The sequence below is a fragment of the Streptomyces sp. NPDC091376 genome, from assembly GCF_044757085.1.
Classification (GTDB): Bacteria; Actinomycetota; Actinomycetes; order Streptomycetales; family Streptomycetaceae; genus Streptomyces; species Streptomyces pratisoli.
In genome coordinates, this window is the sequence record NZ_JBIVUF010000015.1 from 122,452 (window position 1) to 148,128 (window position 25,677).

The window sequence follows — 25,677 nt, forward strand, 5'->3', positions numbered from 1 at the left end:
GCTGCGTCTCGGGAGGAGCGAGGGATTTTCCGAAGGGCGTCCAGGCCCTTTACCGTGCATGTGTATGAGCCCCGCACCGACCGGCCGCACAGGCGCACCGCCGAGACGGTGGCGGTTCGGCTGGCCGCGGCGGGTCTTCGCGCAGGTCCTGCTGATGCAGCTGGCCATCGCCACCGGTGTCACCGTCCTGGCCACCGGCCTCTTCCTGGCTCCGCTCAGCGCCCAGCTGGACGACGAGGCGATGCGCCGTGCGCTCGCCATCGCCGAGACCACGGCGTCGCCGAAGGTCGCCGAGGGCCTCCTCACCTCGCAGCCGTCCGTACGCGGACCGGTCCAGCGCGAGGCGGAGCGCATCCGGCACAGCACCGGCGCCGAGTACGTCGTGATCATGGACGCCCGCGGGGTGCGCTGGTCGCACACCGACCCTGGACAGATCGGCGAAGTCGTCTCCACCGACCCCAGCCGGCCGCTCGCGGGCGGACATGTCATGGAGATCGACAGCGGTACGCTCGGCCGCTCCGCCCGCGGCAAGGTCCCGCTCCGTGACGACGAAGGCCGGATCATCGGCGCCGTCTCGGTCGGCATCGAGTACGACAGCGTCCGCGACCGGCTGCTCGCCGCGATCCCGGGGCTGCTCGCCTACGCGGGCGGCGCACTGGCCGTCGGCGCCCTCGCCGCGTACATGATCTCCCGACGGCTCCAGCGGCAGACCCACGACCTCGCCTTCTCCGACATCTCGGCGCTGCTCGCCGAGCGGGAGGCGATGCTGCACGGCATCCGCGAGGGCGTGGTCGCCCTCGACCGGTCGGGCCGTGTCCGGCTCCTGAACGACGAGGCACAGCGTCTGCTCGGTCTCGGCCCCGAGGCCACCGGCCGGCCGCTGGACGAGGTCCTCGGCGAAGGCCGCACGACGGATGTGCTGGCCGGCCGGGTCACCGGCGAGGACCTGGTGACCGTGCGGGGCCATCGGGTGCTCATCGCCAACCGGATGCCGACCGACGACGGGGGCGCGGTCGCCACGCTCCGCGACCGCACCGAACTGGAGCAGCTCGGCCGTGAGCTGGACTCCACCCGTGGTCTGATCGACGCGCTCCGCGCCCAGGACCATGAGCACGCGAACCGTATGCACACGCTGCTCGGGCTGCTGGAGCTGGAGATGCACGAGGAGGCCGTGGAATTCGTGACCGAGGTCGTGGGCGTGCACCGCGCCACCGCGGAGCAGGTCACCGAGAAGGTCCACGATCCCCTGCTGGCCTCGCTGCTGGTCGGCAAGGCGACGGTGGCGGCCGAGCGGGGCGTCTCGCTGCGGATCGCGCCCGGGACGCTGCTGCCCGATCGACTGGTGGACCCGCGCGGGCTGGTGACCGTCGTCGGCAATCTCGTCGACAATGCGCTGGACGCGGCGGCCGGGTCCGAGGACCCGCGCATCGAGATCGAGCTGCTCGGCGAGGGCCGCACCGTCGTCCTGCGCGTCTCCGACAGCGGGCCGGGGGTGCCTGCGGAGCGGCGCGACCTGATCTTCACCGAGGGCTGGTCCACCAAGGAACTGCCGGCTCACGGCAAGAGAGGGCTCGGGCTCGCTCTGGTCCGGCGCTTCGCGGAACGGCAGGGCGGCAGCGCCCGGGTCACCGGGGCGGGCCAGGACCTGGGCGGCGGCGCGGAGTTCACCGTCGTGCTGCCCGAAGCCCTGGCGGAACCGGGGCTGGAGCCGGGACTCGCGACGGTGGGAGAGACTCGATGACCGCGGTGCCCGACGCGCCGATCAACGTCCTGGTCGTGGACGACGACGTCCGGGTCGCGAAGATCAACGCGGCGTACGTGACCAAGCTGCCCGGATTCCGGGTCGCGGCCCTTGCCCACTCGGCCGCCGAGGCGCTCGCCCGTATCGCCGAGGTGCCCGTGGACCTGATCCTGCTGGACCACTACCTCCCGGACGAGAACGGGCTCGCGGTCGTCCGGGAACTGCGCCGCCTCGGACTGCAGACGGACGTGATCATGGTGACCGCCGCCCGTGATGTGGCCACCGTCCAGGCGGCCATGCGGCACGGCGCCCTCCAGTATCTGGTGAAGCCGTTCACCTTCGCCGGCCTGCGCACCAAGCTGGAGGCGTACGCGGCCCTGCGCCGCACCCTGGAGGGCGGCGGCGAGGCCGAACAGGCGGAGGTGGACCGCATCTTCGGCGCCCTCTCCGCCACGGCCTCCCCGGACCTCCCCAAGGGCCACTCCCCCACCACCGCAGGGCTCGTCCGCAAAGTGCTCCTGGCCGCCGATGCCCCGCTCTCGGCCCAGGAGATCGCCGAAAGCGCCGGCGTCAGCCGCCAGACGGCTCAGCGCTATCTCAAGCTCCTGGAACGCTCGGGCCGTGTCCGGCTCTCCCTGCGCTACGGCGAAACGGGCCGCCCGGAGCACCGCTACGCCTGGACGGCGAGCGGCCGGAACCAGTCCTGACCTCGGAACCATTTCTCGGCCGGGGCTCTGGTCCGGTCACACCGCGCCCGCCCCCGTGAGCGCCCGTACCTCCGTCTCGGCGTGCTTCGCCTCGTCCGGCTCATCCGCCGAGGTGATCGTGCCGATCCAGCCGGCCAGGAAGCCCAGGGGGATGGAGACCAGTCCGGGGTTCTGCAGGGGGAAGAGATCGAAGTCCAGCCCCGGGAACAGCGCCTCCGGGGTGCCGGAGACCACGGGTGAGAGCAGCACCAGCAGTACCGCCGGGATCAGTCCGCCGTACACCGACCACACTGCGCCGCGGGTGGTGAAGTTCCGCCAGAACAGCGAGTAGAGCAGCACCGGGAGATTGGCCGAGGCGGCGACCGCGAAGGCGAGACCCACCAGGAAGGCCACATTCAGGTCGCGGGCGAGCAGGCCGAGCGCGATCGCGGCCGCGCCGATGCCGGCCGCGGCGAACCGCGCCACCGCGACCTCGCTGTGCTGCTTCGCGTGGCGGCGCTTCAGGGACGCGTACAGATCGTGCGCGACCGACGCCGAGGACGCGAGCGTGATCCCCGCGACGACTGCGAGGATCGTCGCGAAGGCGACCGCGGCGACGACGGCGAACAGCACCGTGCCGCCGGTGGAGCCCGCGCCTCCGCCGAGATCGAGGGCGAGCAGCGGAACCGCCGTGTTCCCCGCGGCGTTCGACGCGCGCACGTCGTCCGTGCCGAGGATGGCCGCCGCGCCGAAACCGAGCACGATCGTCATCAGGTAGAAGCTGCCGATGAGTGCGATGGACCAGACGACCGAGCGGCGGGCGGCCCGCGCGGTCGGGACGGTGTAGAAGCGGGACAGGATGTGCGGCAGTCCGGCGGTACCGAGCACGAGTGCGAGTCCGAGGCTGATGAAGTCCAGGCGCGCGGTCCAGTCCCCGCCGTACCGCAGTCCCGGCGAGAGGAAGTCCTTGCCGTGACCGCTCTGTTCGGCGGCGGTGTTGAGCAGCTGGTTGAAGTCGCCGTGGAAGCGCGTCAGTACGAGCACGGTGAGCACGATCGCGCCCGCCATCAGCAGTACGGCCTTCACGATCTGGATCCACGTGGTGGCCCGCATACCTCCCAACGACACATAGACGATCATCAGCGCGCCGACACCGATGACGGTCCATGAGCGTGCGGCCTCGCTCGTCCCGCCGAGGAGCAGAGCCACCAGACTCCCCGCCCCCACCATCTGCGCCAGCAGATAGAGAACGGAGACGGTGACCGAGGAAGTTCCCGCCGCGATACGGACCGGTCGCTCGCTCATCCGGGCGGCGACGACATCGGCGAGCGTGAACCGCCCGCAGTTGCGGACGAGTTCGGCGACGAGCAGCAGAACGACCAGCCAGGCGACGAGGAAGCCCACGGAGTAGAGCATTCCGTCGTAGCCGTAGAGCGCGATGAGTCCCGAGATCCCGAGGAAGGAGGCGGCCGACATGTAGTCGCCGGCGATGGCGAACCCGTTCTCCATGGGCGAGAACAACCGCCCGCCCGCGTAGAACTCCTCCGCCGAGCCCCGGCGGTTGCGGCTCACCCAGGTGGTGATCGCCAGGGTCACCACGATGAAGGCGCTGAACAGCAGCAGCGCCAGGGTCTGGTGGTCGCCGGTCAACGCTCGCTCTCCCGCGTCGCCTCGGTCGCACGTGCCGCCTCGGTCCCATGTGCCGGCATGGCGCCACTCCCCGGCATGGCGCCGTGAGCCGGCTCCGCGCCGTGGGCCGAGCCCGTCACCCGTGCCGGTCCCGCCCCGGGTGCCGGTTCCGTGTCACGTGTCCGGTCGAAGACCGTCCACCGCAGATCCAGTGCCGCACGGTCCCTGCGCAGCCGGGCGTGCCGTGCGTAGGCCCAGGTCAGCAGGAAGGTGCTGAGGAACTGCCCGAGCCCTGCCACCAGGGCCACGTTCACCGCCCCGGCGACCGGCCTCGCCATCAGCCCGGGTGCTGCGGTGGCCGCGACGACGTACGCCACGTACCAGGCGAAGAAGGCGAGAGTGGCCGGGACGACGAACCGCCGATAGCGGCTGCGCACCTCCTGGAAAGCGGCACTGCGGTGCACTTCCAGGTAGATGTCGCTCGCCCGATGGCGGTGCTCCCCGGCTCCGGCGGCCTGGGGCGCGGTCGGCCCGGACCCACCCGCTCCGTCCAGTTCACCCCAGCCGGAGGCCAGCGCGTCGTACCACGGGTCGTCGATGCGCACCGCCTCGGCGCCCCGGCCCTGCTGCTTCTCCACGCTCTGCTCTTCTCCTTGTCAGCGAACCATTTCGGTCGCGTGCCCAAGGATGGACAGAACGGGGAGATCCCGGACTCTTCTCTCCTTCTCTTCACCCCATCAGGTGACGGACGTTGTCGCTCCGCCCCTGAACGTGCTGTCAGGCGTCGATGCGTGAGCGGTCCAGCGTGGCCGCGGAGCTGGTGATGAACTCCTTGCGCGGCGCGACCTCGTTGCCCATCAGCAGGTCGAAGACGTGCTCCGCCGACTCCAGATCGCCGATGTTGATCCGGCGCAACGTGCGGTGACGCGGATCCATCGTGGTCTCCGCGAGCTGGTCGGCGTCCATCTCGCCGAGGCCCTTGTAGCGCTGGATGGAGTCCTTGAAGCGGATGCCCTTGCGCTGGAACTCCAGCAGCGTGGAGCGCAGTTCGTTGTCCGAGTAGGTGTACACGTACTTGTCCTGGCCCCGCTTGGGCTGGATCAGCTCGATCCGGTGCAGCGGCGGCACGGCGGCGAAGACCCGGCCCGCCTCGACCATCGGCCGCATGTACCGCTGGAAGAGCGTGAGCAGCAGACAGCGGATGTGGGCGCCGTCGACGTCGGCGTCGACCAGCAGGACGATCTTGCCGTACCGGGCTGCGTCGATGTCGAAGGTCCGGCCGGAGCCCGCCCCTATGACCTGGATGATCGCTCCGCACTCGGTGTTCTTGAGCATGTCGGAGACGGACGACTTCTGCACGTTGAGGATCTTGCCGCGGATCGGGAGCAGGGCCTGGAACTCGGAGTTCCGGGCGAGCTTGGCCGTACCGAGCGCCGAGTCGCCCTCGACGATGAAGAGTTCGCTCCGCTCGACGTCGTCGCTGCGGCAGTCGGCGAGCTTGGCCGGCAGCGAGGAGGACTCCAGGGCCGTCTTCCGGCGCTGCGCCTCCTTGTGCTGGCGTGCCGCGATACGCGTACGCGCGGCGGCGACGGCCTTCTCCAGGACCGCGCGGGCCTGCGCCTTCGCATCGCGCTTGGTGGAGGTCAGGAACGCCTTGAGCTCCTTGGCCACGACATTGGCGACGATGCGGTTGGCCGCGGAGGTGCCGAGGACCTCCTTGGTCTGGCCCTCGAACTGCGGCTCGGCGAGCCGCACGGTCACGACGGCGGTCATGCCTTCGAGTGCGTCGTCCTTGACGATGTCGTCCTCGGCGACGCGCAGCAGCTTCGCGGAGCGCAGCACCTCGTTGACCGTCTTGGTGACGGAGCGCTCGAAGCCGGTGACGTGGGTGCCGCCCTTGGGGGTGGCGATGATGTTGACGAACGACTTGACCGCGGTGTCGTAACCGGTGCCCCAGCGCAGGGCGATGTCGACGGTGAGGTCCCGGGTGACCTCGGTCGGTGTCATGTGGCCGCGGTCGTCGAGGACCGGCACGGTCTCCTTGAAGGTGCCGTTACCGGTCAGCCGCAGAACGTCACATACGGCCTTGTCCTGGGCGAGGTACTCGCAGAACTCGCTGATGCCGCCGTCGAAACGGAAGATCTCCTGCGACTTGCCCTCGCCCTCCAGGTCGCGCTCGTCACGGACGACGATGGTGAGACCCGGCACGAGGAAGGCGGTCTGACGGGCACGCTGGTAAAGCGTGTCCAAGGAGAGCTTGGCGTCCTTGAGGAAGATCTGCCGGTCCGCCCAGTAGCGTACGCGCGTGCCGGTACGGGTCTTGGGCACCCGCTTGCCCTTGATCAGCCCGTTGGCCGGATCGAAGGGCGCGTCGGGGCCCGACTCGGTGAACATGCCGGGCACACCGCGCCGGAAGCTGATCGAGTGCGTCGCACTGCCGCGGTCCACCTCGACGTCGAGGCGGGCGGAGAGGGCGTTGACGACGGAGGCTCCCACGCCGTGCAGACCGCCGGAGGCCGCGTACGAGCCGCCGCCGAACTTTCCGCCGGCGTGCAGCTTGGTCATGACGACCTCGACGCCGGACAGACCGGTCTTGGGCTCCACGTCGACGGGAATGCCCCGGCCGTTGTCCCGGACCTCCACCGAGCCGTCCTCGTGGAGGATCACCTCGATGTGGTCGCAGTACCCCCCGAGGGCCTCGTCCACCGAGTTGTCGATGATCTCCCACAGGCAGTGCATGAGGCCACGGCTGTCGGTGGATCCGATGTACATACCCGGTCGCTTGCGAACCGCCTCGAGCCCCTCGAGGACGAGCAGGTGCCGCGCGGTGTAGTTGGAACCGTCACGGTCTGCGGTCAGCAGCGCACTCGACGGCACGGACGTTTCGGCGGTCACGCGGTTCGCTCCTCGCTGAATTTGAATCTGGCCCTGTGGGGGTAAGGGCCCGGCATCGGTCGCCGGTCAGAGGGTACCGAGGCCTGGTAGAGCCGATGTAACGCCACCCTCATGATTCAACATGCTAGTCCAGAGTCGCATACACGTTCGATCCCTCGATGGAGTGACGCGCACATCACGTTCCCTTCCGGGCATGAACCATTTAGGCTCCGGGCACGTCCTCATGAACAACCGGCAACCCCGCCGGGAGGACTGAACGACCGAGACAAGCAAGCGAAACCGTAGTGCGAAGCAATACGGCACATTCGCCGCCAACCGGCAGCAGACAGCCACCTTGAGAAGAAGTTTCAAGGAAAAGGCACGAGCGGGAACGTTTTCGGCCTGGTTGGATGTTGACCCTGGTACGACAGCTCGTCGAGCTAGAGAAGAGGCGACGTGACTACTGTTCTGACCCCCGCGAGCCCCCTGACGGCCGCTGACCGCTGCGACCGCTGCGGTGCCCAGGCGTACCTGCGAGTCGTCCTGACAAGCGGCGGTGAGCTGCTCTTCTGTGCCCACCACGGGCGCAAGTTCGAGCCGGAACTCAAGAAGATCGCCGCTGAGATACAGGACGAGACGGACCGACTGACGGCCGTACCGGCCGGCGCCGGAGAAGACGAGCGCTGACCCCGCCCCTCCCACCGACGAGCCAAAGGGCCGGTCCGGGACCGGCCAATGGGCGGCCACCCCCTCGCAGGGGTGGCCGCCCATTCTCGTAACTCTGAGCCGCACAGCGGTTTACGGTGCGCCACCACACGTGAGCCATGCACCGTCGTCCATATCCTCGAACCCGTCATTTCCTCTTCGCGCCCGGTCACCGAAAGCGTTCGATATGTGACCAACTGCTCCTGGCCTCACAGCTTGTCGGCCATCGTGGGCAGCACCTCGGAGACCCGGGTGTAGACCCCAGGGCTGTCCGCGCGGCCACATCCGCTGCCCCAGGACACGATCCCGATCAGCCGCCCCTGCGCCACCAACGGGCCACCGCTGTCTCCCTGGCAGGCATCGTGCCCGCCCTTCGCGTCCCCGGCGCACAGCATCGTGGCGGGCATGTAGCGGCCTCCCAGCGCGGTGCCGGGATACGCCCGCGCGCACACCGTGTCCGGCTGCACCTGCACGGGCGCGGCGCGCAGCGCGGAGGCGTACGTACCGGCCCCTGTCGTGTCGCCCCAGCCGTAGACCGCCGCGGCGGTACCCGGTGTGTTCGCGGCATCACCACGGGTCGCCGTCTTGATGACATGGCCGGCGGGCAGCGCGCTCGCCAGCGTCAGCACGGCCAGGTCCGAGGAGCTCGTCCGCGGGTCGTACGCGGGAGCGACCAGCACCTGCTGGACCTGGACCTCCTGACCGCCCGGCGCCCGCAGATCCTCGCGCCCGGCGATCACTCGCAGATCCTTCACCTCGCTCACGGTCGCCCCGAGCACCTCCCTGCCGAGACAGTGGGCCGCCGTGAGCACCTTCGTCGGCGCCACCACGACACCGCCGCAGAACTGACCGGCCCGGATACCCCCGAACCGGTCACGGCTGGACAGGGCGACGACCCAAGGCGTGTCGGCGGACCGCACCGGAGCACCTCCGATGATCACGCTGTCGGCAGCCGCCGGAGCCGGGGAGGCGAGCGGCGCCAAGGCGGCCGCGGAGGCCAGGGCCAAGGCGCCCGTCAGGGCTCGGGGGATGGGGCGTCGCATGGGCGGTCTCCTGACTCTCCGGTGATCTGCGTCCACTCAGGGTCGATCAGACCGCCACGGTCCGCACCCGCGCGACATCGGTGAGCAACCGGTCCTGGCCGCGCCGCGGTCGCCGTCCCTCGCCGAAAAGGCCGAGGGCCCGGTTCCCTCGCGGGATCCGGGCCCTCGTACGGGCGATGCCGCCCTCGTTCTTCCTAGTCCAGGTAGTCGCGCAGCACCTGGGACCGCGACGGGTGGCGCAGCTTCGACATCGTCTTGGACTCGATCTGACGGATGCGCTCGCGCGTCACGCCGTAGACCTTGCCGATCTCGTCGAGAGTCTTCGGCTGGCCGTCGGTGAGACCGAAGCGCATGGAGACGACTCCCGCCTCGCGCTCCGACAGGGTGTCGAGCACCGAGTGCAGCTGCTCCTGGAGGAGCGTGAAGCTGACCGCGTCGGCCGGGACGACCGCCTCGGAGTCCTCGATCAGGTCACCGAACTCGCTGTCTCCGTCCTCACCCAGCGGGGTGTGCAGGGAGATCGGCTCACGGCCGTACTTCTGGACCTCGATGACCTTCTCCGGGGTCATGTCGAGTTCCTTGGCCAGCTCCTCCGGGGTGGGCTCGCGGCCCAGGTCCTGGAGCATCTGGCGCTGCACACGCGCGAGCTTGTTGATGACCTCGACCATGTGCACCGGGATACGGATGGTGCGGGCCTGGTCGGCCATGGCGCGGGTGATCGCCTGACGGATCCACCAGGTGGCGTACGTGGAGAACTTGTAGCCCTTGGTGTAGTCGAACTTCTCGACGGCGCGGATCAGACCGAGGTTGCCCTCCTGGATCAGGTCCAGGAAGAGCATGCCGCGGCCGGTGTAGCGCTTGGCGAGCGAGACGACCAGCCGGAGGTTGGCCTCCAGCAGGTGGTTCTTGGCTCGGCGCCCGTCCTCGGCGATGATCTCCAGCTCGCGCTTGAGCTTCGGGGCGAGCTTGTCGGAGTTCGCCAGCTTGTCCTCGGCGAACAGGCCCGCCTCGATGCGCTTGGCCAGCTCGACCTCCTGCTCGGCGTTGAGCAGGGGGACCTTGCCGATCTGCTTGAGGTAGTCCTTCACCGGGTCGGCAGTGGCACCGGCCGCCGCGACCTGCTGCGCGGGGGCGTCGTCCTCGTCCTCGTCGGAGAGGACGAAGCCGGCGCTCTCGGTGCCCTCGGGCTCGTCGGCGCCCGCCTTGCCGGGCTGCGCCTCCTCGAGTGCTTCCTCGCCCTCGGCCGGCTCGTCGGTGTCCTTCTTGGCGGCGGTCGTCTTCTTCGCGGCCGTCGTCTTCTTGGCGGCGGTCTTCTTGGCCGCCGTCGTCTTCTTGGCCGCGGTCTTCTTCGCCGCGGCCTTCTTCGCGGGCGTCGCGGTCTCGTCGGCAGTGTCACCGACGGTTTCGTCGGCCGTGGCCGCCGGTGCGGCGGTGGCCGCGACGGTCTTGGCCGTGGCCGTCTTGGCCGCGACGGTCTTGGTGGCGGTGCGCTTCGCCGGGCTCTTCGCTGCGACGCTCTTGCGGGTGCGCTTGGGCGACTCCGCGGCACTGACCATCAGCGTCACACCCTCTTCCTCGAGGATCTGGTTGAGGCTGCGCAGAACATTCTTCCACTGGGTTGGCGGAATCTGGTCAGCCTCGAAGGCCCGACGCACGTCATCGCCGGCGATCTGCCCATCAGCCTTTCCCCGCTCGATGAGCGCCATCACAGACTCGGACTCGGCGATCTCCGGCGGGAGCGTACGGGATGTGCTGGCCGACACGAACAACCTCTCGGAACGATGGAAAACGGCTTCCGGCCCCGCCCATGATCGGGCCGGAGCCGACGACCGCCGGTTGGGGATGTACCGACGGCGCGGGCTGGACCTCAGAGCTGAACAGCGTCGTGAACGACGTCTGTATTCCCTCCTCGGCTGTCACCTCTTAGGTCATCGCACTGTTTCGAGGAGTGTTACGCCCAATCCGCGTGGCCCGAGTCACACCTCATTTGCGACTAAACGACCAAATGGGGAGTTCGCTCCATATTCGCCTCCACAATCGTGTCGCCGGACCCGAGGGTCCGGCGACACACGATGGGTACGCCTCGGAACGCCCCGGCCGCGGCCGCGGTTCAGTGCTCGCGCGGGGCGGGCACGACGCGCTCCACCTCCGGGTGGACGGTGAGCAGTTGGCGCATGGCCGACTCGGCGCCGTGCGCGTCGCCGGCGGCCAGGGCGTCGACGATCCTGGCGTGGTGCGCCAGGGACGCCTCGGAAGGGCGGTCACAGCCGGCGACCGGCCCTCCGGAGACCTGGAGAGCGGCGGCGACGATGCCGGACAGGTGCTCCAGCATCCGGTTGCCCGCGACCTGGATGAGGAGGGAGTGGAACTCGGCGTCGGCGCGCGTGAAGGTGATTCCGTCACCCTGTGTGAGCGAGTGACTCATGATCTCGACCATGTCGCCGAGCCGCTGCTGCACGTCCTCCCGGCCGTGGCCCGCGGCGAGCCGGGCCGCCAGCGGCTCGATCGTCCAGCGGAGCTCGCTCAGCTCACGGCGCTGGTCGTCACGCTGCGGGCCGAAGGCGCGCCATTCGATGATGTCGGGGTCGAGCAGATTCCAGTCGCTGACCGGGCGGACCCGGGTGCCGACGTTCGGGCGGGCACTGACCAGGCCCTTGGCCTCGAGGACGCGCAGCGACTCCCGGACCACGGTGCGGGAGACCTCGAAGCGCTGGCCGATCTCCTCGGGTACGAGCGGACGGTCGGCCCCGAGGTCGCCGGAGACGATCATCTGGCCCAGCTGCTGGACGAGTTGACCGTGCAGCCCGCGACCCCGGCTGCCCGCCGTACGGCGGCCGGCCCGGCCCAACTCGGTTTCCGTGGCGTCCCAGGCCGGGGGTCCGACGCGGTCGACGCCGGGCACCTCCGGGTAGGGGTAGCGGTCGAGATCGCCCGGGCCGGCGAGGCCGGACTCGGCGGGGCGGGCGGCGGTCATCATGGTGTGCGCAAGGGTACTCACGCATCCTTTGTCGGCGCGCCCCCTGCCGCCCTTGAGGTCTTTGGTGAAAAGCACACGAAAGGGTGATCGGCGCCCACCTCTCAATTGACGCCTTATAGGGAAGAAACGGTCATTCCCCTGGGAGTTACGGGCAGCTCATCGCACTGCGAACCGAACTGGTCACCAACGCGCCCTGCCGCGAAGGCCGATGAACAGATACGTGCAGAGCAGAACCGAGAACGACAATGCCAGTGCCGTGCCCACGGGTTGGACGAGCATGCGCAGCCCCGCCAGCAGCCAGCGGTCCACCTCGTAGGGCCACTGCACCCACAGCAGCTCACGCAGACGGATCGGGAGTCCGGCGACCGAACGCCCGGACGCGCCTGCGAACGCCTTCTGCACCAGCGGAACCATGACCATCGGTACGGCCAGCACGGCCGCCACTCCCGGGGCCGTGCGCCGGAAGATCCCCGCGGCGAGCAGCCCGGACCAGGCGCAGCCGACCAGGAGGCCCGTCCAACTCGCCGACAGTGAAAGCCAGTTCTCCGGCAGGGGCAAGGGCTCGGTCCCGTAGAGAAGCCACAGCACCTGCGCGTCGAGCACGACGACGGCGCAGCCGATCAGCAGCGCGGTGAGGGCCGACACCGTGAGTTTGGCGAGCAGCAGACCGAGGCGGCGGGGGACCGTTCCGCCGGCGGCCGCCAGCGCCGGGTAGCGGAACTCCTCTCCGAAGGAGAGCGCACCGAGCAGACCCGCAGCCAGCGCGGCGGGCGGCAGCGGCAGCGGTCCTGGCCATGCGGCCAGGAGGCTCGGCAGCGATGTGCGGCCGGTCTGCGCGAGGAGCGCGGAGAGCACGGCGGAGACGACGAGCACGGCCGCCACGATCACAGGGGTCGTCCGGACACCGAGAAAGCGCCGCAGTTCGTACCGCAGCGGCTGAAGCGGCTGCAGGGGCGCACGCCGAGGGCGGGAGGGGAGACGGGGACCTGGGACCCCTCGCGTCGCGTGGGAGGGCTCTCCTGGGCCGCGCGGGCCGGCGTCGGCGGGGGCGGGTGGTGCGGACGCGGCGGCGGGAGCGTTCGGTACGGGCGTGGTCGGGGTGCGCGTGGTCGGCGTGCGGGGGGTCGCGGTGGCGTGTGGAGTGGTGACGTGCGGGGTCGTGACGTGCGGGGTGGTGACGGGGCCTGCGTCGCCGATCTCCTGGGCGAGTTGGTGGACGAGGATGCCGTGCCGGAAGGCGGTCTCGCCGATCTCGGCGCAGCTGCTGCCGTACACGGAGAGCCGGCCGCCGCCCTCGGTGACGACTTCGACGGAGCGGCGTGCGGCCCGCGCCTCGCGGCCTACCACCGTGGCGAGCCGTGCCGCGTGCGGAGTGCGGACCGCGACACGTGGCCGCAGCCGGGTGCGGGCGAACTCGGCCACGTCCTGGTCGGCGACGAGCCGGCCCCTGTCGATGGTGACGACGTGATCGGCGGTCCGGGCGGCCTCCTTGGGGTCCGCGGTCGTGTAGAGAACGGTCCCGCCGTGCGCGGCATGAGCACGCAGCAGTCCGAACAGCCAGCTGTTCTCACGCGGCGAGAGGCCGCGGGCGGGATCGTCGAGCAGCAGGGTGTGAGGGTCCCCCAACAGGGCGGCGGCGAGGCCCAGTCTGCGGTCCATGCCGAGCGAGAGTGTGCCGAGCCGCGCGTCGCGCAGGGCGGCGATGCCCACGACGTCGAGCATGTCGTCGGCGCGTGAGACGGGCACTCCGGCGGCGGCACAGAGCATCCGGAGCTGACCGCGTGCGGTGCGGGCAGGATGGCCGGGAACCACACCCAGCAATGCACCCACTTCCCGGGCGGGACCCGAGATGGTGTGCAGGGGGCGGCCGCGGAAGTACGTGACGCCACGCCCCGTCTCCAGTTCGAGCATCAGACGCAGGGCCGTCGTCTTGCCCGAACCCGGGGCCCCGAGCAGCGCGGTGACGTCGCCGGGCCGTGCCTCGAAGGTCAGATCGTCCACCATGGGCGGGAGGTGTCGGCGGGGCGTGCTGGTGAGTCCGATGGCCTGGAGCATCGCTTCCCTCGCGGAGGTGGGACCGCTCGGCGGCTGGGCGGTACGCGGCAAGTGCGGATACCGCAGCACGATAACGCGACATTTCGGACTTGGTACGCAGCATCGGGGCCGGGTGTCAGACCGTCGGAACGCGCTGACGAGCGCGGGACGGAGGAGGCCTACCTAGGGAGACGGAGTCGCAGGGCGTCGCGAGCCCAGCGAGACCCGCCGGACACTCCTAGATCTCGGGGCGCAGCATGGGCGGATTCAGGAGGGTCGCGCCCCCGGCCCTGAACAACTGTGCAGGGCGCCCGCCCTGGCGAGTCGTGGTGCCTCCCGAGGGTACGAGGAAGCCCGGCGTGCCGGTCACCTTGCGATGGAAGTTCCGGGGATCCAGCGCGACGCCCCACACCGCCTCGTACACCCGCCGCAACTCGCCGACGGTGAACTCCGGCGGGCAGAACGCCGTGGCCAGTGACGAGTACTCGATCTTGGAGCGGGCCCGCTCCACGCCGTCGGCCAGGATCCGGGCGTGGTCGAAGGCGAGAGGCGCGGCCTGCTCGTCGTCCCGGGCGCCGTTCTCCTGGTTCAGCAAGCTCTCGACGGGCGCCCAGCGCGCGCTGTTCGCGTCGCCGCCGGCGCGCGGCGCCGGCAGATCCGGGGAGAGAGCGAGATGCGCGACGCTCACCACCCGCATGCGGGGGTCCCGCTTCGGGTCGCCGTAGGTGGCGAGCTGTTCCAGATGGGCCCCGTTGGCGGGCGCGGGCGAACCGGGGTCGTGCACGCACAGCCCCGTCTCCTCGACGAGCTCGCGCGCCGCCGCGCCCGCGAGGTCCTCGTCGGCCCTGACGAAGCCCCCGGGCAGTGCCCAGCGCCCCTGGTACGGCGGCTCTCCGCGACGGACGACCAGGGCACACAGCGCATGGCGCCGCACGGTGAGCACGACCAGGTCGACGGTGACAGCGAAGGGCGGAAAGGCCGACGGGTCGTAGGGCATGCCGCGATCATAGTCGTCTCCCTGACGATAAACACTCCCTTCGTGATCGGGAATGACGACTTCTTCATGCGCCGGCCCCATCCGGTCACACGCCCAACTGGAGTCCGTCGGCAGCTTCCTCGACCATCCCGAGTCCGAGCCTGCTGACGCGCACCGCGAACGGCTCCCCGGCGACCCGGAGCCCGGACAACCGCGCGGCGCCGAGGGGCGCATTGCGCAGCGGACGCAGAGCGACCGTGCCCGCCGGGGCGTCCGGCCCGATACCCGCGAGCGCGCCGAGGAGGTGGATGCCGACCGCGGCGGACACGGCCGCCGGGCGACACGCGGCAGGGTGCGGAAGCGGCACGGCGCCTGTCGTGCGCTGCTCCCCCGCGTACATGTCCGGGAGCCGATGGCCGAATGCCTGCGCGGCATCGAGGAGCCCGCGGAGCAGGGAACTCGCTTCCTTCTCGTAGCCGGCTGCTGCCAGGCCGGCGACCGCCACGGCCGTCTCGTGCACCCGCACCGCCCCGGACCGGTGGCCGTACGGATTGTGGCCCGGCTCCTTGGCACCGAGGCTGCGCAGTCCCCATCCGGTGTCGAGGTCGGGGGCGCCGAGGAGGCGTGCCAGCTGCTCCGTCTGCACCTTGTCGAGCAGACCGGGTGCGGGACGGCCGCCGCTGGTCAGCCCCGTGTCCAGGAGGTGCGCCGCGCCCCCGCCGAGATGAGGCACCGGCCGGCCGTCGCGGGCGCGCGCGGCCGCGGGCCTGCCACCCGTGCGGTCGTCGATCCAGAACGCCTCGCGGAACGCACGGCGCATGGCACCGGCCCGCTCCCGCCACCAGCCCGCCCCCGGCCGTCCGGACGCCTCCAGCAGGTCGGCGCCCAGCACGGCTGCCCGGTGCGCATGGGCCTGTGTCTCGGCACGCCGCGTCCCGGCGGGGCCCGGCTCGGACAGCAGCCCGTCCTCACCCGCGGCTGTACGCAGCCAGCGCAGACAACGCTCGGCCGCGGGCAGCAACTCGTGCAGCTCCTGCTCGGGGAGCCCCCAGCGCCATGCTTCGGCGAGAACGGCCGGAAAGGCGAGCGTCGCTTCGATTCCAGTGCAGTTGGGCGGGAGATGCGGGCCGGCGTCCCGGAACGGTCCGGGGATCCGGCCGGCGTCCCGGCCCGTTCCACCGAGCTGGGTCCTGGCGAGCGTGCGCAGCGTACCCGTGGCCAGACGCGTGCCGACCGGGAGCGCCATGCGCACCGCCCAGAGCGCTTCCGCGGGCGCGAGACCGCAGCGCCACGGCACACCCGCCGCGGGATACACGTCACGGGGATGGTCCTGGTCGCGCAGGAGCAGCGCCTCCAGGTCGGCCAGGCATGTCCGCAGCAGGCTCCGGACACGCGGATCGTCGCCCTCGACCTCCGCCTCCGCCGGTGGACCGCCTCCGTGGCACAGGGGACGCCGCACCATCCCCTCCGAGCGGACGCGGACTTCGATGGTGTGTGTCCCACCGGGTGCCAGCTCGACCTCCCATCGCAGCAGTCCGGCCGAGGCGAGAGCGTCCTGGGGAGGAGGGGACGCTGTGACGGCGGCGCGACAGCCGGTCGTGGACCAGCGCAGTCCCCCGTCGTGGACGCCGGCAGGCAGCTCCGGCCCGGCACGGCCCGTCGCCACCGCGGCCAGCTCCGCGAGATCGGTGCCGAGTGCGAGCTCGACCGGGAGCCTGACGGTCCGGGCGGACCAGCTGCGCAGCACGATGCGTTCGCTGCCGTCGGCATCCCGCGATCGCTCCACACCGATCTCGGGATCGGGCCCTGCGTCGCCATGGGTGCGTGCCACGCCGAAGAACGTTGCCCGGTTCGCGGAGACGAGTCGTCCCTGGACCATGACCGGTTCGCGTCCGGCGATCCGCAGCCGGCTGCGCGACAGCAGCCTCCGGCCCGCGCGATAGACCCCTTCCAGTCCTTGGCCGGTGAGCTGGCCGTGCTCCGCGGACACCGCCAGGCTCGGCAGCGCGACGCACATGAGGGTGTGGTGCAGCGGTGGCGGGTCTCCCGCCGGCCGTCCCGGGTTGCCGGTTGAAGCAGCACCGGGGTGGGTGCTTCGGCCCGGGCTCGACCGTGCGCTGCTGGCGGGCGCCGAACGTGCCGGCGGAACCGTTGACGGGGCGGTGAGCCAGGCCGTGCCGAGACGCGGGCCCGGTGCCGAGGCCTGAGGTGGGTCGCTGAGAGCCATGTGGGGTCTGCTGTGCCTTCTGTGGGCTCCGGGCAGCCGCGTCGGGGACGGCGGCACGGGGCGTAGGACATCGCCACCCAGGTGAACGGCCGCGCATACTGCGGGGTCACGCCGGTCATCACCGGGAGCCCGCATCGCGCTCACCGGATCGCCTGGTGGAGCGCGCCCTGCTCCGGGCCCGCGGGACACCGGGATCCGGCGCGGGGCTCTTCCTGCCGTCGGCCGGACGCGCTGTCCGGGGGCGCGACCGGGGGCGCCGACTCCCGGCGCGGGTCGCCGTGCGTTCCGGTGGCCCCGCCGGCCCGGTAGGCCCCGGCACCGCAGGCGCCTGTGCCGGCGCTTCCGGCGCGGCCGCCCGGGCTCCGACGGCGTCCACGGCGCCGCCCATGGTCTGCGTGCGCAGGCAGCGGCGCAGGTCCTCGGGGTCCAGCCCTTCGTTGCACGCCTGGTGGAGCAGTCGCGCGAAGACGTATTCGGGGTCGACGCGCAGGGCGAGGCTGAGCGCGACCCGCGCACCTGGTTCGTCCCCGGTCGACCAGGACACCCAGCCTGCCAGCGAGAGCGGTGCCGCCGCGTGCTCCGCGTAGGGACCGACGCAGCGGCGCGCCAGCGCCCGCCACAGCCTCAGCGCGCGGTGCGCCTGCGGCCCTTCCATCCAGGCCGCGGCCAGGTCCCGGGTCTCCCGGTCCTGGAGGCCGAGGATCACGGCGGCCGCCTCGTCGTGGGAGATGAGCTTGTCGTCGCCCGCATCCGCCGTCGACGGGCCGACCCCCAACGTCGCCCTGTCTCCCAGACGTTTCATCAGCCTGCGAGCGAGCCCCAGAGTCTCCGCCCCGACCTCCTCCTTGCTCCCGCCGTGCAGGATCCTCGGCACGAGGAGGGCGCCGGCGGAGTCAAGGGCCCGCTCCTGATCTGCCGCGGCCGGGGTCCGCAGCGGCTCCAGGCGCGCCTCCATCTCCCGCAGCGATCCCCGGACCTGGATGCCTGCATAGGCCGCGGCGGCGGCCATCACCGATGTGCCCGGCATCGCCATGGCCGTCCCCTCCGCCGGACAGCAACGGGAGTCCGGGCACGAGTAGCTCCAGAAACGGCCGCCGGAGATGCAGAGCGCCTCCAGGACGGGAACGTCCAGGGCGCCGCAGGACGTCCGGAGCCACTGCGCGAGGGGCCGCAACCGCTCCATCACCGCCCGGCCCGTCTCCCCTTCCGCCGGGTCCCGGCAGAGGAAGACGACGATGCCGTCGGGCCGGGTACCGCGGCGCTCGCTCCCTTCGATAAGGCATTCGGCGAGGTGCTGAGCGACGGGCAGCCACTCGTGCGGTGAGTCGGGAATACCCAGCCTCAGACGGCCGCCGAAGCGGCCGCGGTCGCCGTGGAGCGCGACGAGCACGATCGAGTCGGTCGGATGGAAGCCCAGCATGTACGGCAGGGCATCGGCCAGTTCGGCAGGTCCGCGCAGCGTGATCTGCTGCTGGTCGTCGTCGGCCGGCCCGGTGGGTTCGTGGTGCTTGTTCATGGCACGACGGTCCCGCGACCGCCACGACTCCGCGACCCCTGTGGATAACGTTATCCACAGGCCGGGTGCCTCGTTCGCGCTTTGTCCGTGCCATCGGGTTGCATGGAGGCATGACCAACGCAGACCGCGCAGAGCTCAAGGCATCGGCCGACTCCGTACTCGCACGCCTCGTCGGCGACACCACCGGCGCCGCCAGGCTGCGCGAGGACCAGTGGCGGGCCATCGAGGCGCTCGTCGCCGACAAGCGCCGAGCGCTGGTCGTGCAGCGGACCGGCTGGGGCAAGTCCGCCGTGTACTTCGTCGCGACCTCCCTGCTGCGCGAGCGTGGCAGCGGTCCGACGGTGATCGTGTCGCCGCTGCTCGCGCTCATGCGCAACCAGGTCGAGGCGGCCGCCCGCGCGGGTATCCGGGCGCGGACGATCAATTCGTCGAACATGGAGGAGTGGGACACGGTCCAGGCCGAGGTCGCCGCCGGCGAGGTCGACGTTCTGCTGGTCAGTCCTGAGCGGCTCAACAATCCCGATTTCCGGGACCAGGTGCTGCCGAAGCTCGCCGCCGCCACGGGGCTTCTCGTGGTGGACGAGGCCCATTGCATCTCGGACTGGGGCCATGACTTCCGGCCCGACTACCGCCGGTTGCGGACGATGCTCGCCGATCTTCCGTCCGGCGTTCCGGTGCTGGCCACCACCGCCACGGCCAACGCACGCGTGACCGCGGACGTCGCTGAGCAGTTGGGCACCGGCGCGGGCACCGACGCGCTGGTGCTGCGCGGGGCGCTGGACCGGGAGAGTCTCAGCCTGAGCGTGCTTCAGCTCCCCGACGCGGCCCACCGCCTGGCCTGGCTGGCGGACCATCTCGGCGAGCTCCCCGGCTCCGGAATCATCTACACCCTCACCGTCGCCGCGGCCGAGGAGGTCACGGCGTATCTGCGGCACTGCGGGCACACGGTGGCGTCCTACACGGGCCGCACGGAGAACGCGGACCGCCAGCAGGCGGAGGAGGATCTGCTCGCCAACCGCGTCAAGGCCCTGGTGGCCACCTCCGCGCTGGGCATGGGCTTCGACAAGCCCGACCTCGGATTCGTGGTCCACCTCGGCTCGCCGTCGTCACCCATCGCCTACTACCAGCAGGTGGGCCGGGCCGGCCGCGGTGTGGAGCACGCCGAGGTGCTCCTCCTGCCCGGCAAGGAGGACGAGGCGATCTGGCAGTACTTCGCCTCGGTCGCGTTCCCACCGGAGGATCTTGTGCGCCGCACCCTGGATGTGCTGGCGCAGGCGGACCGGCCGCTCTCGCTGCCCGCCCTGGAGCCTCTGGTCGAGCTGCGGCGTACGCGGCTGGAGACGATGCTCAAGGTCCTCGACGTGGACGGAGCGGTGCACCGTGTGAAGGGCGGCTGGACGGCGACCGGGCGGCCTTGGACGTACGACTCCGAGCGCTACGCGTGGGTGGCGTGTCAGCGAGAGGCCGAGCAGCAGGCGATGCGTGACTACGCGTCGGCGGTGGGGTGCCGCATGGAGTTCCTGCGGCGGCAGTTGGACGATGAGGAGGCCGCCCCGTGCGGCCGCTGCGACAACTGCGCGGGAGCCCGCTTCGACGCCGCGGTGTCCGGCGCCGCGCTGGACGCCGCACGCGGAGAGCTCGGCCGTCCGGGCGTGGAGGTCGAACCGCGAAAGATGTGGCCGACCGGGCTCCCGGCCGTCGGCGTCGACCTCAAGGGACGCATCCCGACCGGCGAACAGGCCTTCGCGGGCCGGGCGCTGGGGCGGCTCTCCGACATCGGATGGGGCAACCGGCTGCGCCCCATGCTCACCCCTCATGCCCCCGACGGGCCGGTTCCGGACGACGTGGCCCATGCCGTCGTGAGTGTGCTGGCCGACTGGGCCAAGGGTCCGGGTGGCTGGTCGTCGGGAGCCGACGACGCGCCCTCCCGCCCCGCCGGGGTCGTCACCGTCGCCTCGCGCTCCAAGCCCACACTCGTCGGGTCCCTCGGGTCCCGGATCGCCGAGGTCGGCCGGATGCCCTTCCTCGGCACCGTCGAGTACGTGCCCGGGGCCGAGGACACACACATCTCACGGACGAACAGCGCCCAGCGGGTGCGAGGGCTGCACGAAGCCCTGGTCGTTCCGCCCGCTCTGGCCCGGGCAGTGGCCGAGGCACACGGTCCCGTGCTGCTCATCGATGATCTTTCGGACAGCGGCTGGACCATCGCGGTCGCGGCACGGCTGCTGCGGCGGGCCGGAGCAGAGGGGGTGTTTCCGCTGGTCCTGGCGGTTCAAGCGTGAATGACGCGTGACAAGGAGTCCCGATGGGCAGGGATATGACCACCATTTCTGCCCATTCCAGTCAGCGGTCTCAATTGCTCGTTGCCGCTTGCCCCTGGGCCCGCAAGAATTGGAGGCACCGCCCCCGCACGGTGCCATCGCGGACCGGAAGTGCTGTGCCGCGGTGCGCCCTCACCCGACTCTGCCCGCACTGTGGGCGCGAATGCGAAGGGAGGACCGTGACCTTCGGATTCGCTTCGTCCGCAGCCACCACACTCGGTGGATCCGCCGATTCCGCCAGCCGTCTGGCCAGGATGCTGGAGCCCGCCGAGTGGGCGGAAGCCGGGATCCCTCTCCTGCGCAACCCACGCGAGGTAGTGAGCGGCCTGCACATCCGTCATCAGCCCATGCCGTCGACCGCCGTCGTCGCCGTGCTCGACCATGAGGAACGGCTCATCGCCAGCGCCTCGTTCGCCCGTCGCCCCGTCCTGGCGGATGGCTGGGAACTGCGCAACGCACTGCTCGCACAGCTGCGCCGGGTCATCCCGCACGACCTGCGCCGTCGGGCTCCGGTGCGTACCGCCGTGCTCCTCTACTGCCGTGACGGCGACGAGAGATGGACGGAGGAGGACGGGGCCTGGATGTGGGGGCTGCGGGACGCGTGCACGTTGCACGGCCTGCGCTGTGGTGCGTACATCACGCTGACGAGCGGCGGTTGGCAGGTGCTGGGTGAAGGGCGCGGCGGACGCCGGCCCAACTCCGAGTCCCCGCCGAGTGGTTTCGCGGACATCGTGGCCGGTCCCGGTCCGGTGCCGTTGCGGACCGCGAGCGGTGCAGCCGAAGCGCTCCGCCGTACGGCGGCACGCTGAGACCACCCCTGGGCAGCCCCTGACGGAGCTGCGGCGCATGCGCGTCACACCGGTCGGCAGCTCTGGGTCTGCGGGTACGCCGCACCGGCCTCCGTGCAAGGTGGCGCGGCAACGGCACGGCCGCGACACCGCGCGCCGGACGACGGCGCCTCGCGGCAGGGGGCAGGCGTAGCACCGGACGTGCCTGGTGCCGGGCCGGCCCCAGCCGGTTCGGCGCGCTGTGCCTGTCGGCTCAGACGCCCGCGCCGAGTGCCGCGTTGATCCGCTGCGGGTCGCCGCACACGATGAGCAGTGCGCCGGCGCGGCCCATGGCGACGGGCAGCATGCCTGCGGTGCCGTCGTCGCTGCCGCCGTTGACGGCTACGACGACCACGGGACGGACCGACGCACGCTGCGCCGAGGCGGCGTCCGCGTAGAAGACGTCGTCACCGGCGTCGAGCTGGGCCCAGTAGGCACTCTCGCCGAAGGACAGTTCATGCGCCGCCCAGGGGTGCTGCTCCCCCGTGGTCAGCACGAGGATGTCACCCGGAGCACGTCCGGTGTCGAGCAGCAGGTCGACGGCCTCGTCGGCGGCGTCGAGCGCACCCTCGGCGGAGGCGGGGATGATCTGGATCTGCGGCATGGAAGGACTCTCCGGCCGTGGCGACTGGGTCGACGCGGCGGAGGTGTGTATGCGCTGCGCGGACGGCGTGGACCTCGCCGGACCGGGGCCTGGGCGACCGGGACGGGGAGCGGCCGCGTTGCGCGGACCGGGTACGGGACGAGGGGTCGGCGCGGTGCGGCCTGCGGCCGGAGTGGCGCGGGGACCCTGGGCACTCTCGTGAATCTGAGGCTCCTCGGGGATGAGAGGCATGGGTGGATATCTATCAAACGCCGGTGCGAGCGGCATCGGCGGGTGGGCACATAGGTGCGACCGGGCCCTTCGGCCCATTCGCACGGCGGTCTGGCGCCGCCCGGTTCAGAAGTCGAAGCCGAGTTGCCCTCCGCTTTCCAGGGCGGCCGTCTCCACGGAGATCCGGATCTTCTTGAGATGCCGCCACCGGGGCATCGCGTCGAGATAGGCCCAGGAGAGGCGGTGGTACGGCGTGGGGCCGAGCTCCTCCAATGCCGCCTTGTGCACGGGCGAGGGGTAGCCGGCGTTGTCGGCGAAGGCGAACCGTTCGTACGCCCCCGAGTCCAGCCCCAGCTCGGCCATCAACGCGTCCCTGTGCACCTTGGCGATGACGGACGCGGCCGCGACCGCGACACACGACTGGTCACCTTTGATGACCGTCCGGACCTGCCATGGCGTCCCCAGGTAGTCGTGCTTGCCGTCGAGAATCACCGCGTCGGGTCGTACCGGCAGCGCGTCCAGGGCACGCACGGCGGCCAGCCGCAGTGCCGCGGTCATTCCCAGCTCGTCGATCTCCTCCGGAGAGGCGTGCCCGAGGGCGTGCGAGGTGACCCACTTCTCCAGCTCGGCCGCCAGTTCCGTACGGCGCCTGGGGCTGATCAGTTTGGAGTCGGTGAGCCCCTGGGGCGGTCTGCGCAGCCCGGTGACGGCGGCGCACACCGTGACCGGCCCGGCCCACGCTCCTCGCCCGACCTCATCGACTCCGGCGATGATCCTGGCACCGGTGGTGGCCCGGAGCGAGCGCTCAACGGTGTGGGTGGGTGGTTCGTACGGCATGGCGCCAGACAGGTTACGCCGCCGCGCCCGGCCACAAAACCCCGGGATCCCGTCTCCGGCGCCTTCCGTCCGTCAGCCCTTGCGCGGGCACAGCAGAGGGATCATGACCCGATCGATCATCTCGGCGATGTCCGCATCTCCCCATTCGCTCCCGCACACCTTGGAGCGATACATCATCATCGCCGGGATGACATCGAAGACCATGTCGTCCAGGGCGTCGGGACGCACGTCACCCCTGTCGACACCGCGGTCCACAACCTGCCGGAAGAGACGGACCGAGGGCTCGATCACACCGCTGACGATCAGCGCGTGGAAGCGCTCTGCCGTGGACGCGTCGCATTCGTGAAGGACTGCGCGCAGCGCGAACCCGGGCTTCGAGTACATCGCCGTCCGCATCCGCCGGCAGAGCTGGTAGAGGTCCTCCCGGACGCTCCCCTGATCGGGCGCGTCCTCGAGCGAGGGAAGCCCCGCCCGTAGGGCGTCCTCGACCAGGTCCTCCTTGGAGGGCCAGCGACGGTAGACGGCGGCCTTGCCGGTCTGGGCACCGGCGGCGACGCCCTCCATGGTGAGGCCGCCCCAGCCGACCGTACTCAGCTGCTCGAGCGCGGCGTCGAGGATCGCCCGCTCGAGCACGGGCCCACGGCGGCGCAATGACACCGACTGCGGCCGAGCGGCGGCCGCAGATCGCGAAGTAACCATCAACAACTCTCCATCGCAGTGCGGTAATGCGGCAGTGCAGTGAACGCTTGCGTTCACTGTTGGGGACTCACTACCGTGAACAACGCAGTGAACGGACCCGTTCACTAACTCATGTGTGGGGGGACCATGGTGACCACCTCTCAGCTAGAAGCACTGCGCAAGCCGGGCTCCGCCCGCCGGGAGGGGCGACCCGGAATCGCCCTCACCGTAATCGCCGCCTGCCAACTCATGGTGGTACTCGACGCGACGATTGTGAACATCGCGCTTCCGCATATCCAGGACGCGCTCAGTTTCTCGACCACCGATCTCTCCTGGGTGCTCAGCGCCTACACACTGACGTTCGGCGGCCTGCTGCTCCTCGGCGGCCGGGCCGGCGACATACTCGGCCGTCGGCGCGTGTTCATGACCGGCATCCTCGTCTTCACGCTCGCCTCGCTGCTCGGCGGACTCGCCCAGGAGCCGTGGCAGCTGCTGGCGGCCCGCGCGCTCCAGGGTGTCGGCGGCGCGATCGCGTCACCGACGTCACTGGCACTGATCACGACGACGTTCCCCGAAGGGCCCGAGCGGAACCGGGCGTTCGGCGTCTTCGCTGCCGTCTCGGCCGGAGGAGGCGCCATCGGGCTGCTGACCGGCGGCATGCTCACGGAGTGGCTCGACTGGCGCTGGGTCCTCTTCGTCAACGTCCCGATCGGCATTCTGATCGCCTTCCTCGCGCCGCTGTACATCAACGAGTCGGAGCGGCACCCCGGCCGCTTCGACGTGGCGGGGGCGCTGACCTCCACCGCCGGCATGGCCTCGCTGGTCTACGGATTCATCCGGGCCTCCGAGGAGGGCTGGCGGGACGCGCTCACCCTGGGATCGTTCGGTGCGGCGGTCGTCCTGCTCGGCGCCTTCGCGGTCGTCGAGTCACGAGCGCGCGAGCCGATCACACCGCTGAGGATGTTCGCCGACCGGAACCGGTCGGGTACATACCTCATCATGCTGAGTCTCGCCGCGGCGATGTTCGGCATGTTCTTCTTCATCGTGCTGTTCGTGCAGAACGTGCTCGGCTACAGCCCGATCCAGGCCGGTCTGGCCTTCCTCCCGGTCACGGTCGCGATCATCACCGGCGCGGGCCTCTCGCAGCGGTTGCTGCCCGTGCTCGGCCCCAAGCCCTTCATGGTCACCGGTTCCGCCATCACCGGAGTGGGTCTCCTCTGGCTGACCCTCATCGGCCCGGACAGTTCGTATCCGAGCGGGGTCCTCGGCCCGATGGTGCTCTTCGGCTTCGGCATGGGCCTCAACTTCGTGACGCTGACGCTGACCGCCGTCTCGGGCGTCGCACAGCACGAGGCGGGCGCGGCCTCCGGGCTGCTCAACGCGACACAGCAGGTCGGTGGTTCGCTCGGGCTGTCCATCCTGGTCACCGTGTTCGGTACGGCGAGCCGCGACGAAGCGGAGAAGCAGATTCCGTCGTTCATGGCACAGGCGACGCCTGAGCAGCAGGCGGAGTTCGCCAGGACGCAGGAGCTGCCGGCCCCCTGGGGCCACGAAGTGCTCACCGAGGGCATATCGAGCTCGTTCGTCGCCGCGGTGGCCATGGTGCTCCTGGCACTGGCCACGGCGGTGCTGGTGATCCGGGTCCGCAAGAGCGACCTGGACGCGCTCAGCGGCAACGCGGGAGCCGGCGGGCCGGTCGCCTAGCGACAGCGGCCGAAAGTCACGGAGTTCCGCCGTTCCGGAGTCCGGAAGTCAGGAAGTCAGGAAGTCAGGAAGTCAGCGGGTGCGGTCC

Annotated in this window: 18 protein-coding genes and 1 pseudogene; 6 read left to right on the top strand and 13 right to left on the bottom strand. The window is 70.8% G+C overall.

The genetic code is table 11. The features are described 5' to 3' along the window. Positions 1-64: 64 nt before the first annotated feature. Together ACIQMR_RS28375 and ACIQMR_RS28380 are read left to right on the top strand one after the other, a co-directional pair. Positions 65-1,741 carry an ATP-binding protein gene (locus tag ACIQMR_RS28375; protein ID WP_401393037.1) on the top strand — a complete coding sequence of 559 codons (1,677 nt, stop codon included), beginning with the start codon at positions 65-67 and terminating at the stop codon, positions 1,739-1,741. Beyond that, positions 1,738-2,448, top strand: coding sequence for a response regulator (locus ACIQMR_RS28380; RefSeq protein WP_401393040.1), 711 nt, complete (start codon positions 1,738-1,740; stop codon positions 2,446-2,448). The genes ACIQMR_RS28375 and ACIQMR_RS28380 overlap by 4 nt, the downstream gene beginning before the upstream one ends. 36 nt (positions 2,449-2,484) lie before the next feature. Here ACIQMR_RS28380 and ACIQMR_RS28385 read toward each other — a convergent pair whose 3' ends face one another. The 3 genes and pseudogenes from ACIQMR_RS28385 to ACIQMR_RS28395 all read right to left on the bottom strand — a co-directional run bounded on the left by ACIQMR_RS28385 (position 2,485) and on the right by ACIQMR_RS28395 (position 6,951). Next, positions 2,485-4,077 carry a cation acetate symporter gene (locus ACIQMR_RS28385; protein ID WP_401393043.1) on the bottom strand — a complete coding sequence of 531 codons (1,593 nt, stop codon included), beginning with the start codon at positions 4,075-4,077 and terminating at the stop codon, positions 2,485-2,487. Between the two features lie 140 nt (positions 4,078-4,217). Further along, a pseudogene (locus tag ACIQMR_RS28390) lies at positions 4,218-4,694 on the bottom strand (DUF485 domain-containing protein); the annotation flags it as partial. 139 nt (positions 4,695-4,833) lie between these two features. Next, positions 4,834-6,951, bottom strand: coding sequence for a type IIA DNA topoisomerase subunit B (locus tag ACIQMR_RS28395; RefSeq protein ID WP_401393046.1), 2,118 nt, complete (start codon positions 6,949-6,951; stop codon positions 4,834-4,836). 435 nt (positions 6,952-7,386) lie between these two features. Between ACIQMR_RS28395 and ACIQMR_RS28400 the strand changes: the two genes are divergently transcribed. Beyond that, positions 7,387-7,617, top strand: a complete 231-nt coding sequence (locus tag ACIQMR_RS28400) for a hypothetical protein (protein ID WP_266388359.1) — start codon at positions 7,387-7,389, stop codon at positions 7,615-7,617. A gap of 227 nt (positions 7,618-7,844) precedes the next feature. On the opposite strand, the gene ACIQMR_RS28405 is transcribed toward ACIQMR_RS28400, so the two are convergent. From ACIQMR_RS28405 to ACIQMR_RS28435, 7 genes are all read right to left on the bottom strand, one after another. Further along, positions 7,845-8,678 (bottom strand): S1 family serine peptidase, encoded by an 834-nt coding sequence (locus ACIQMR_RS28405; protein ID WP_401393049.1) that lies wholly within the window; start codon positions 8,676-8,678, stop codon positions 7,845-7,847. 194 nt (positions 8,679-8,872) lie between these two features. Beyond that, positions 8,873-10,441 (bottom strand): RNA polymerase sigma factor, encoded by a 1,569-nt coding sequence (locus ACIQMR_RS28410; RefSeq protein ID WP_401393052.1) that lies wholly within the window; start codon positions 10,439-10,441, stop codon positions 8,873-8,875. A 347-nt stretch (positions 10,442-10,788) separates the two neighbouring features. Continuing rightward, positions 10,789-11,676 carry a FadR/GntR family transcriptional regulator gene (locus ACIQMR_RS28415; protein ID WP_358669860.1) on the bottom strand — a complete coding sequence of 296 codons (888 nt, stop codon included), beginning with the start codon at positions 11,674-11,676 and terminating at the stop codon, positions 10,789-10,791. Positions 11,677-11,835: 159 nt separating this feature from the next. Beyond that, positions 11,836-13,710, bottom strand: a complete 1,875-nt coding sequence (locus ACIQMR_RS28420; RefSeq protein ID WP_401393056.1) for an ATP-binding cassette domain-containing protein — start codon at positions 13,708-13,710, stop codon at positions 11,836-11,838. A 217-nt stretch (positions 13,711-13,927) separates the two neighbouring features. Further along, positions 13,928-14,686: an NUDIX domain-containing protein gene (locus ACIQMR_RS28425; RefSeq protein ID WP_401393059.1), complete on the bottom strand. Its 759-nt coding sequence runs from the start codon at positions 14,684-14,686 to the stop codon at positions 13,928-13,930. Between the two features lie 85 nt (positions 14,687-14,771). Beyond that, positions 14,772-16,682, bottom strand: coding sequence for a glycogen debranching N-terminal domain-containing protein (locus tag ACIQMR_RS28430; RefSeq protein ID WP_401393062.1), 1,911 nt, complete (start codon positions 16,680-16,682; stop codon positions 14,772-14,774). A 328-nt stretch (positions 16,683-17,010) separates the two neighbouring features. After that, positions 17,011-18,408 carry a DUF4192 domain-containing protein gene (locus tag ACIQMR_RS28435; protein ID WP_401393064.1) on the bottom strand — a complete coding sequence of 466 codons (1,398 nt, stop codon included), beginning with the start codon at positions 18,406-18,408 and terminating at the stop codon, positions 17,011-17,013. A 110-nt stretch (positions 18,409-18,518) separates the two neighbouring features. Here ACIQMR_RS28435 and ACIQMR_RS28440 point away from each other — a divergent pair, with 110 nt between their 5' ends. Continuing rightward, positions 18,519-20,690, top strand: coding sequence for a RecQ family ATP-dependent DNA helicase (locus ACIQMR_RS28440; protein WP_401393067.1), 2,172 nt, complete (start codon positions 18,519-18,521; stop codon positions 20,688-20,690). Between the two features lie 218 nt (positions 20,691-20,908). Then, the gene (locus ACIQMR_RS28445; protein ID WP_401393069.1) at positions 20,909-21,538 is read left to right on the top strand and encodes a hypothetical protein; all 630 of its coding nucleotides are present in this window, start codon (positions 20,909-20,911) and stop codon (positions 21,536-21,538) included. Between the two features lie 232 nt (positions 21,539-21,770). Here ACIQMR_RS28445 and ACIQMR_RS28450 read toward each other — a convergent pair whose 3' ends face one another. The 3 genes from ACIQMR_RS28450 to ACIQMR_RS28460 all read right to left on the bottom strand — a co-directional run bounded on the left by ACIQMR_RS28450 (position 21,771) and on the right by ACIQMR_RS28460 (position 23,906). Continuing rightward, the gene (locus tag ACIQMR_RS28450) at positions 21,771-22,391 is read right to left on the bottom strand and encodes a hypothetical protein (RefSeq protein ID WP_401393071.1); all 621 of its coding nucleotides are present in this window, start codon (positions 22,389-22,391) and stop codon (positions 21,771-21,773) included. Positions 22,392-22,496: 105 nt separating this feature from the next. Next, complete coding sequence (locus ACIQMR_RS28455) at positions 22,497-23,207, bottom strand: ribonuclease HII (protein ID WP_401393074.1); 711 nt, start codon at positions 23,205-23,207, stop codon at positions 22,497-22,499. Between the two features lie 72 nt (positions 23,208-23,279). Continuing rightward, complete coding sequence (locus ACIQMR_RS28460; protein ID WP_401393077.1) at positions 23,280-23,906, bottom strand: TetR/AcrR family transcriptional regulator; 627 nt, start codon at positions 23,904-23,906, stop codon at positions 23,280-23,282. Between the two features lie 126 nt (positions 23,907-24,032). Between ACIQMR_RS28460 and ACIQMR_RS28465 the strand changes: the two genes are divergently transcribed. Next, entirely contained in the window at positions 24,033-25,589 is a 1,557-nt protein-coding gene (locus tag ACIQMR_RS28465) for an MFS transporter (RefSeq protein ID WP_401393080.1), read from the top strand. Positions 25,590-25,677: the final 88 nt, after the last annotated feature.

Excerpts from the sequence above, each read along its gene's own strand:
- ACIQMR_RS28375 (WP_401393037.1), top strand. The coding sequence starts at position 65 with ATGAGCCCCGCACCGACCGGCCGCACAGGCGCACCGCCGAGACGGTGG.
- ACIQMR_RS28380 (WP_401393040.1), top strand. The coding sequence starts at position 1,738 with ATGACCGCGGTGCCCGACGCGCCGATCAACGTCCTGGTCGTGGACGAC.
- ACIQMR_RS28405 (WP_401393049.1), bottom strand. The coding sequence starts at position 8,678 with ATGCGACGCCCCATCCCCCGAGCCCTGACGGGCGCCTTGGCCCTGGCC.
- ACIQMR_RS28420 (WP_401393056.1), bottom strand. The coding sequence starts at position 13,710 with ATGCTCCAGGCCATCGGACTCACCAGCACGCCCCGCCGACACCTCCCG.
- ACIQMR_RS28425 (WP_401393059.1), bottom strand. The coding sequence starts at position 14,686 with ATGCCCTACGACCCGTCGGCCTTTCCGCCCTTCGCTGTCACCGTCGAC.
- ACIQMR_RS28430 (WP_401393062.1), bottom strand. The coding sequence starts at position 16,682 with ATGTGCGTCGCGCTGCCGAGCCTGGCGGTGTCCGCGGAGCACGGCCAG.
- ACIQMR_RS28435 (WP_401393064.1), bottom strand. The coding sequence starts at position 18,408 with ATGAACAAGCACCACGAACCCACCGGGCCGGCCGACGACGACCAGCAG.
- ACIQMR_RS28440 (WP_401393067.1), top strand. The coding sequence starts at position 18,519 with ATGACCAACGCAGACCGCGCAGAGCTCAAGGCATCGGCCGACTCCGTA.
- ACIQMR_RS28450 (WP_401393071.1), bottom strand. The coding sequence starts at position 22,391 with ATGCCTCTCATCCCCGAGGAGCCTCAGATTCACGAGAGTGCCCAGGGT.
- ACIQMR_RS28455 (WP_401393074.1), bottom strand. The coding sequence starts at position 23,207 with ATGCCGTACGAACCACCCACCCACACCGTTGAGCGCTCGCTCCGGGCC.
- ACIQMR_RS28460 (WP_401393077.1), bottom strand. The coding sequence starts at position 23,906 with ATGGTTACTTCGCGATCTGCGGCCGCCGCTCGGCCGCAGTCGGTGTCA.
- ACIQMR_RS28465 (WP_401393080.1), top strand. The coding sequence starts at position 24,033 with ATGGTGACCACCTCTCAGCTAGAAGCACTGCGCAAGCCGGGCTCCGCC.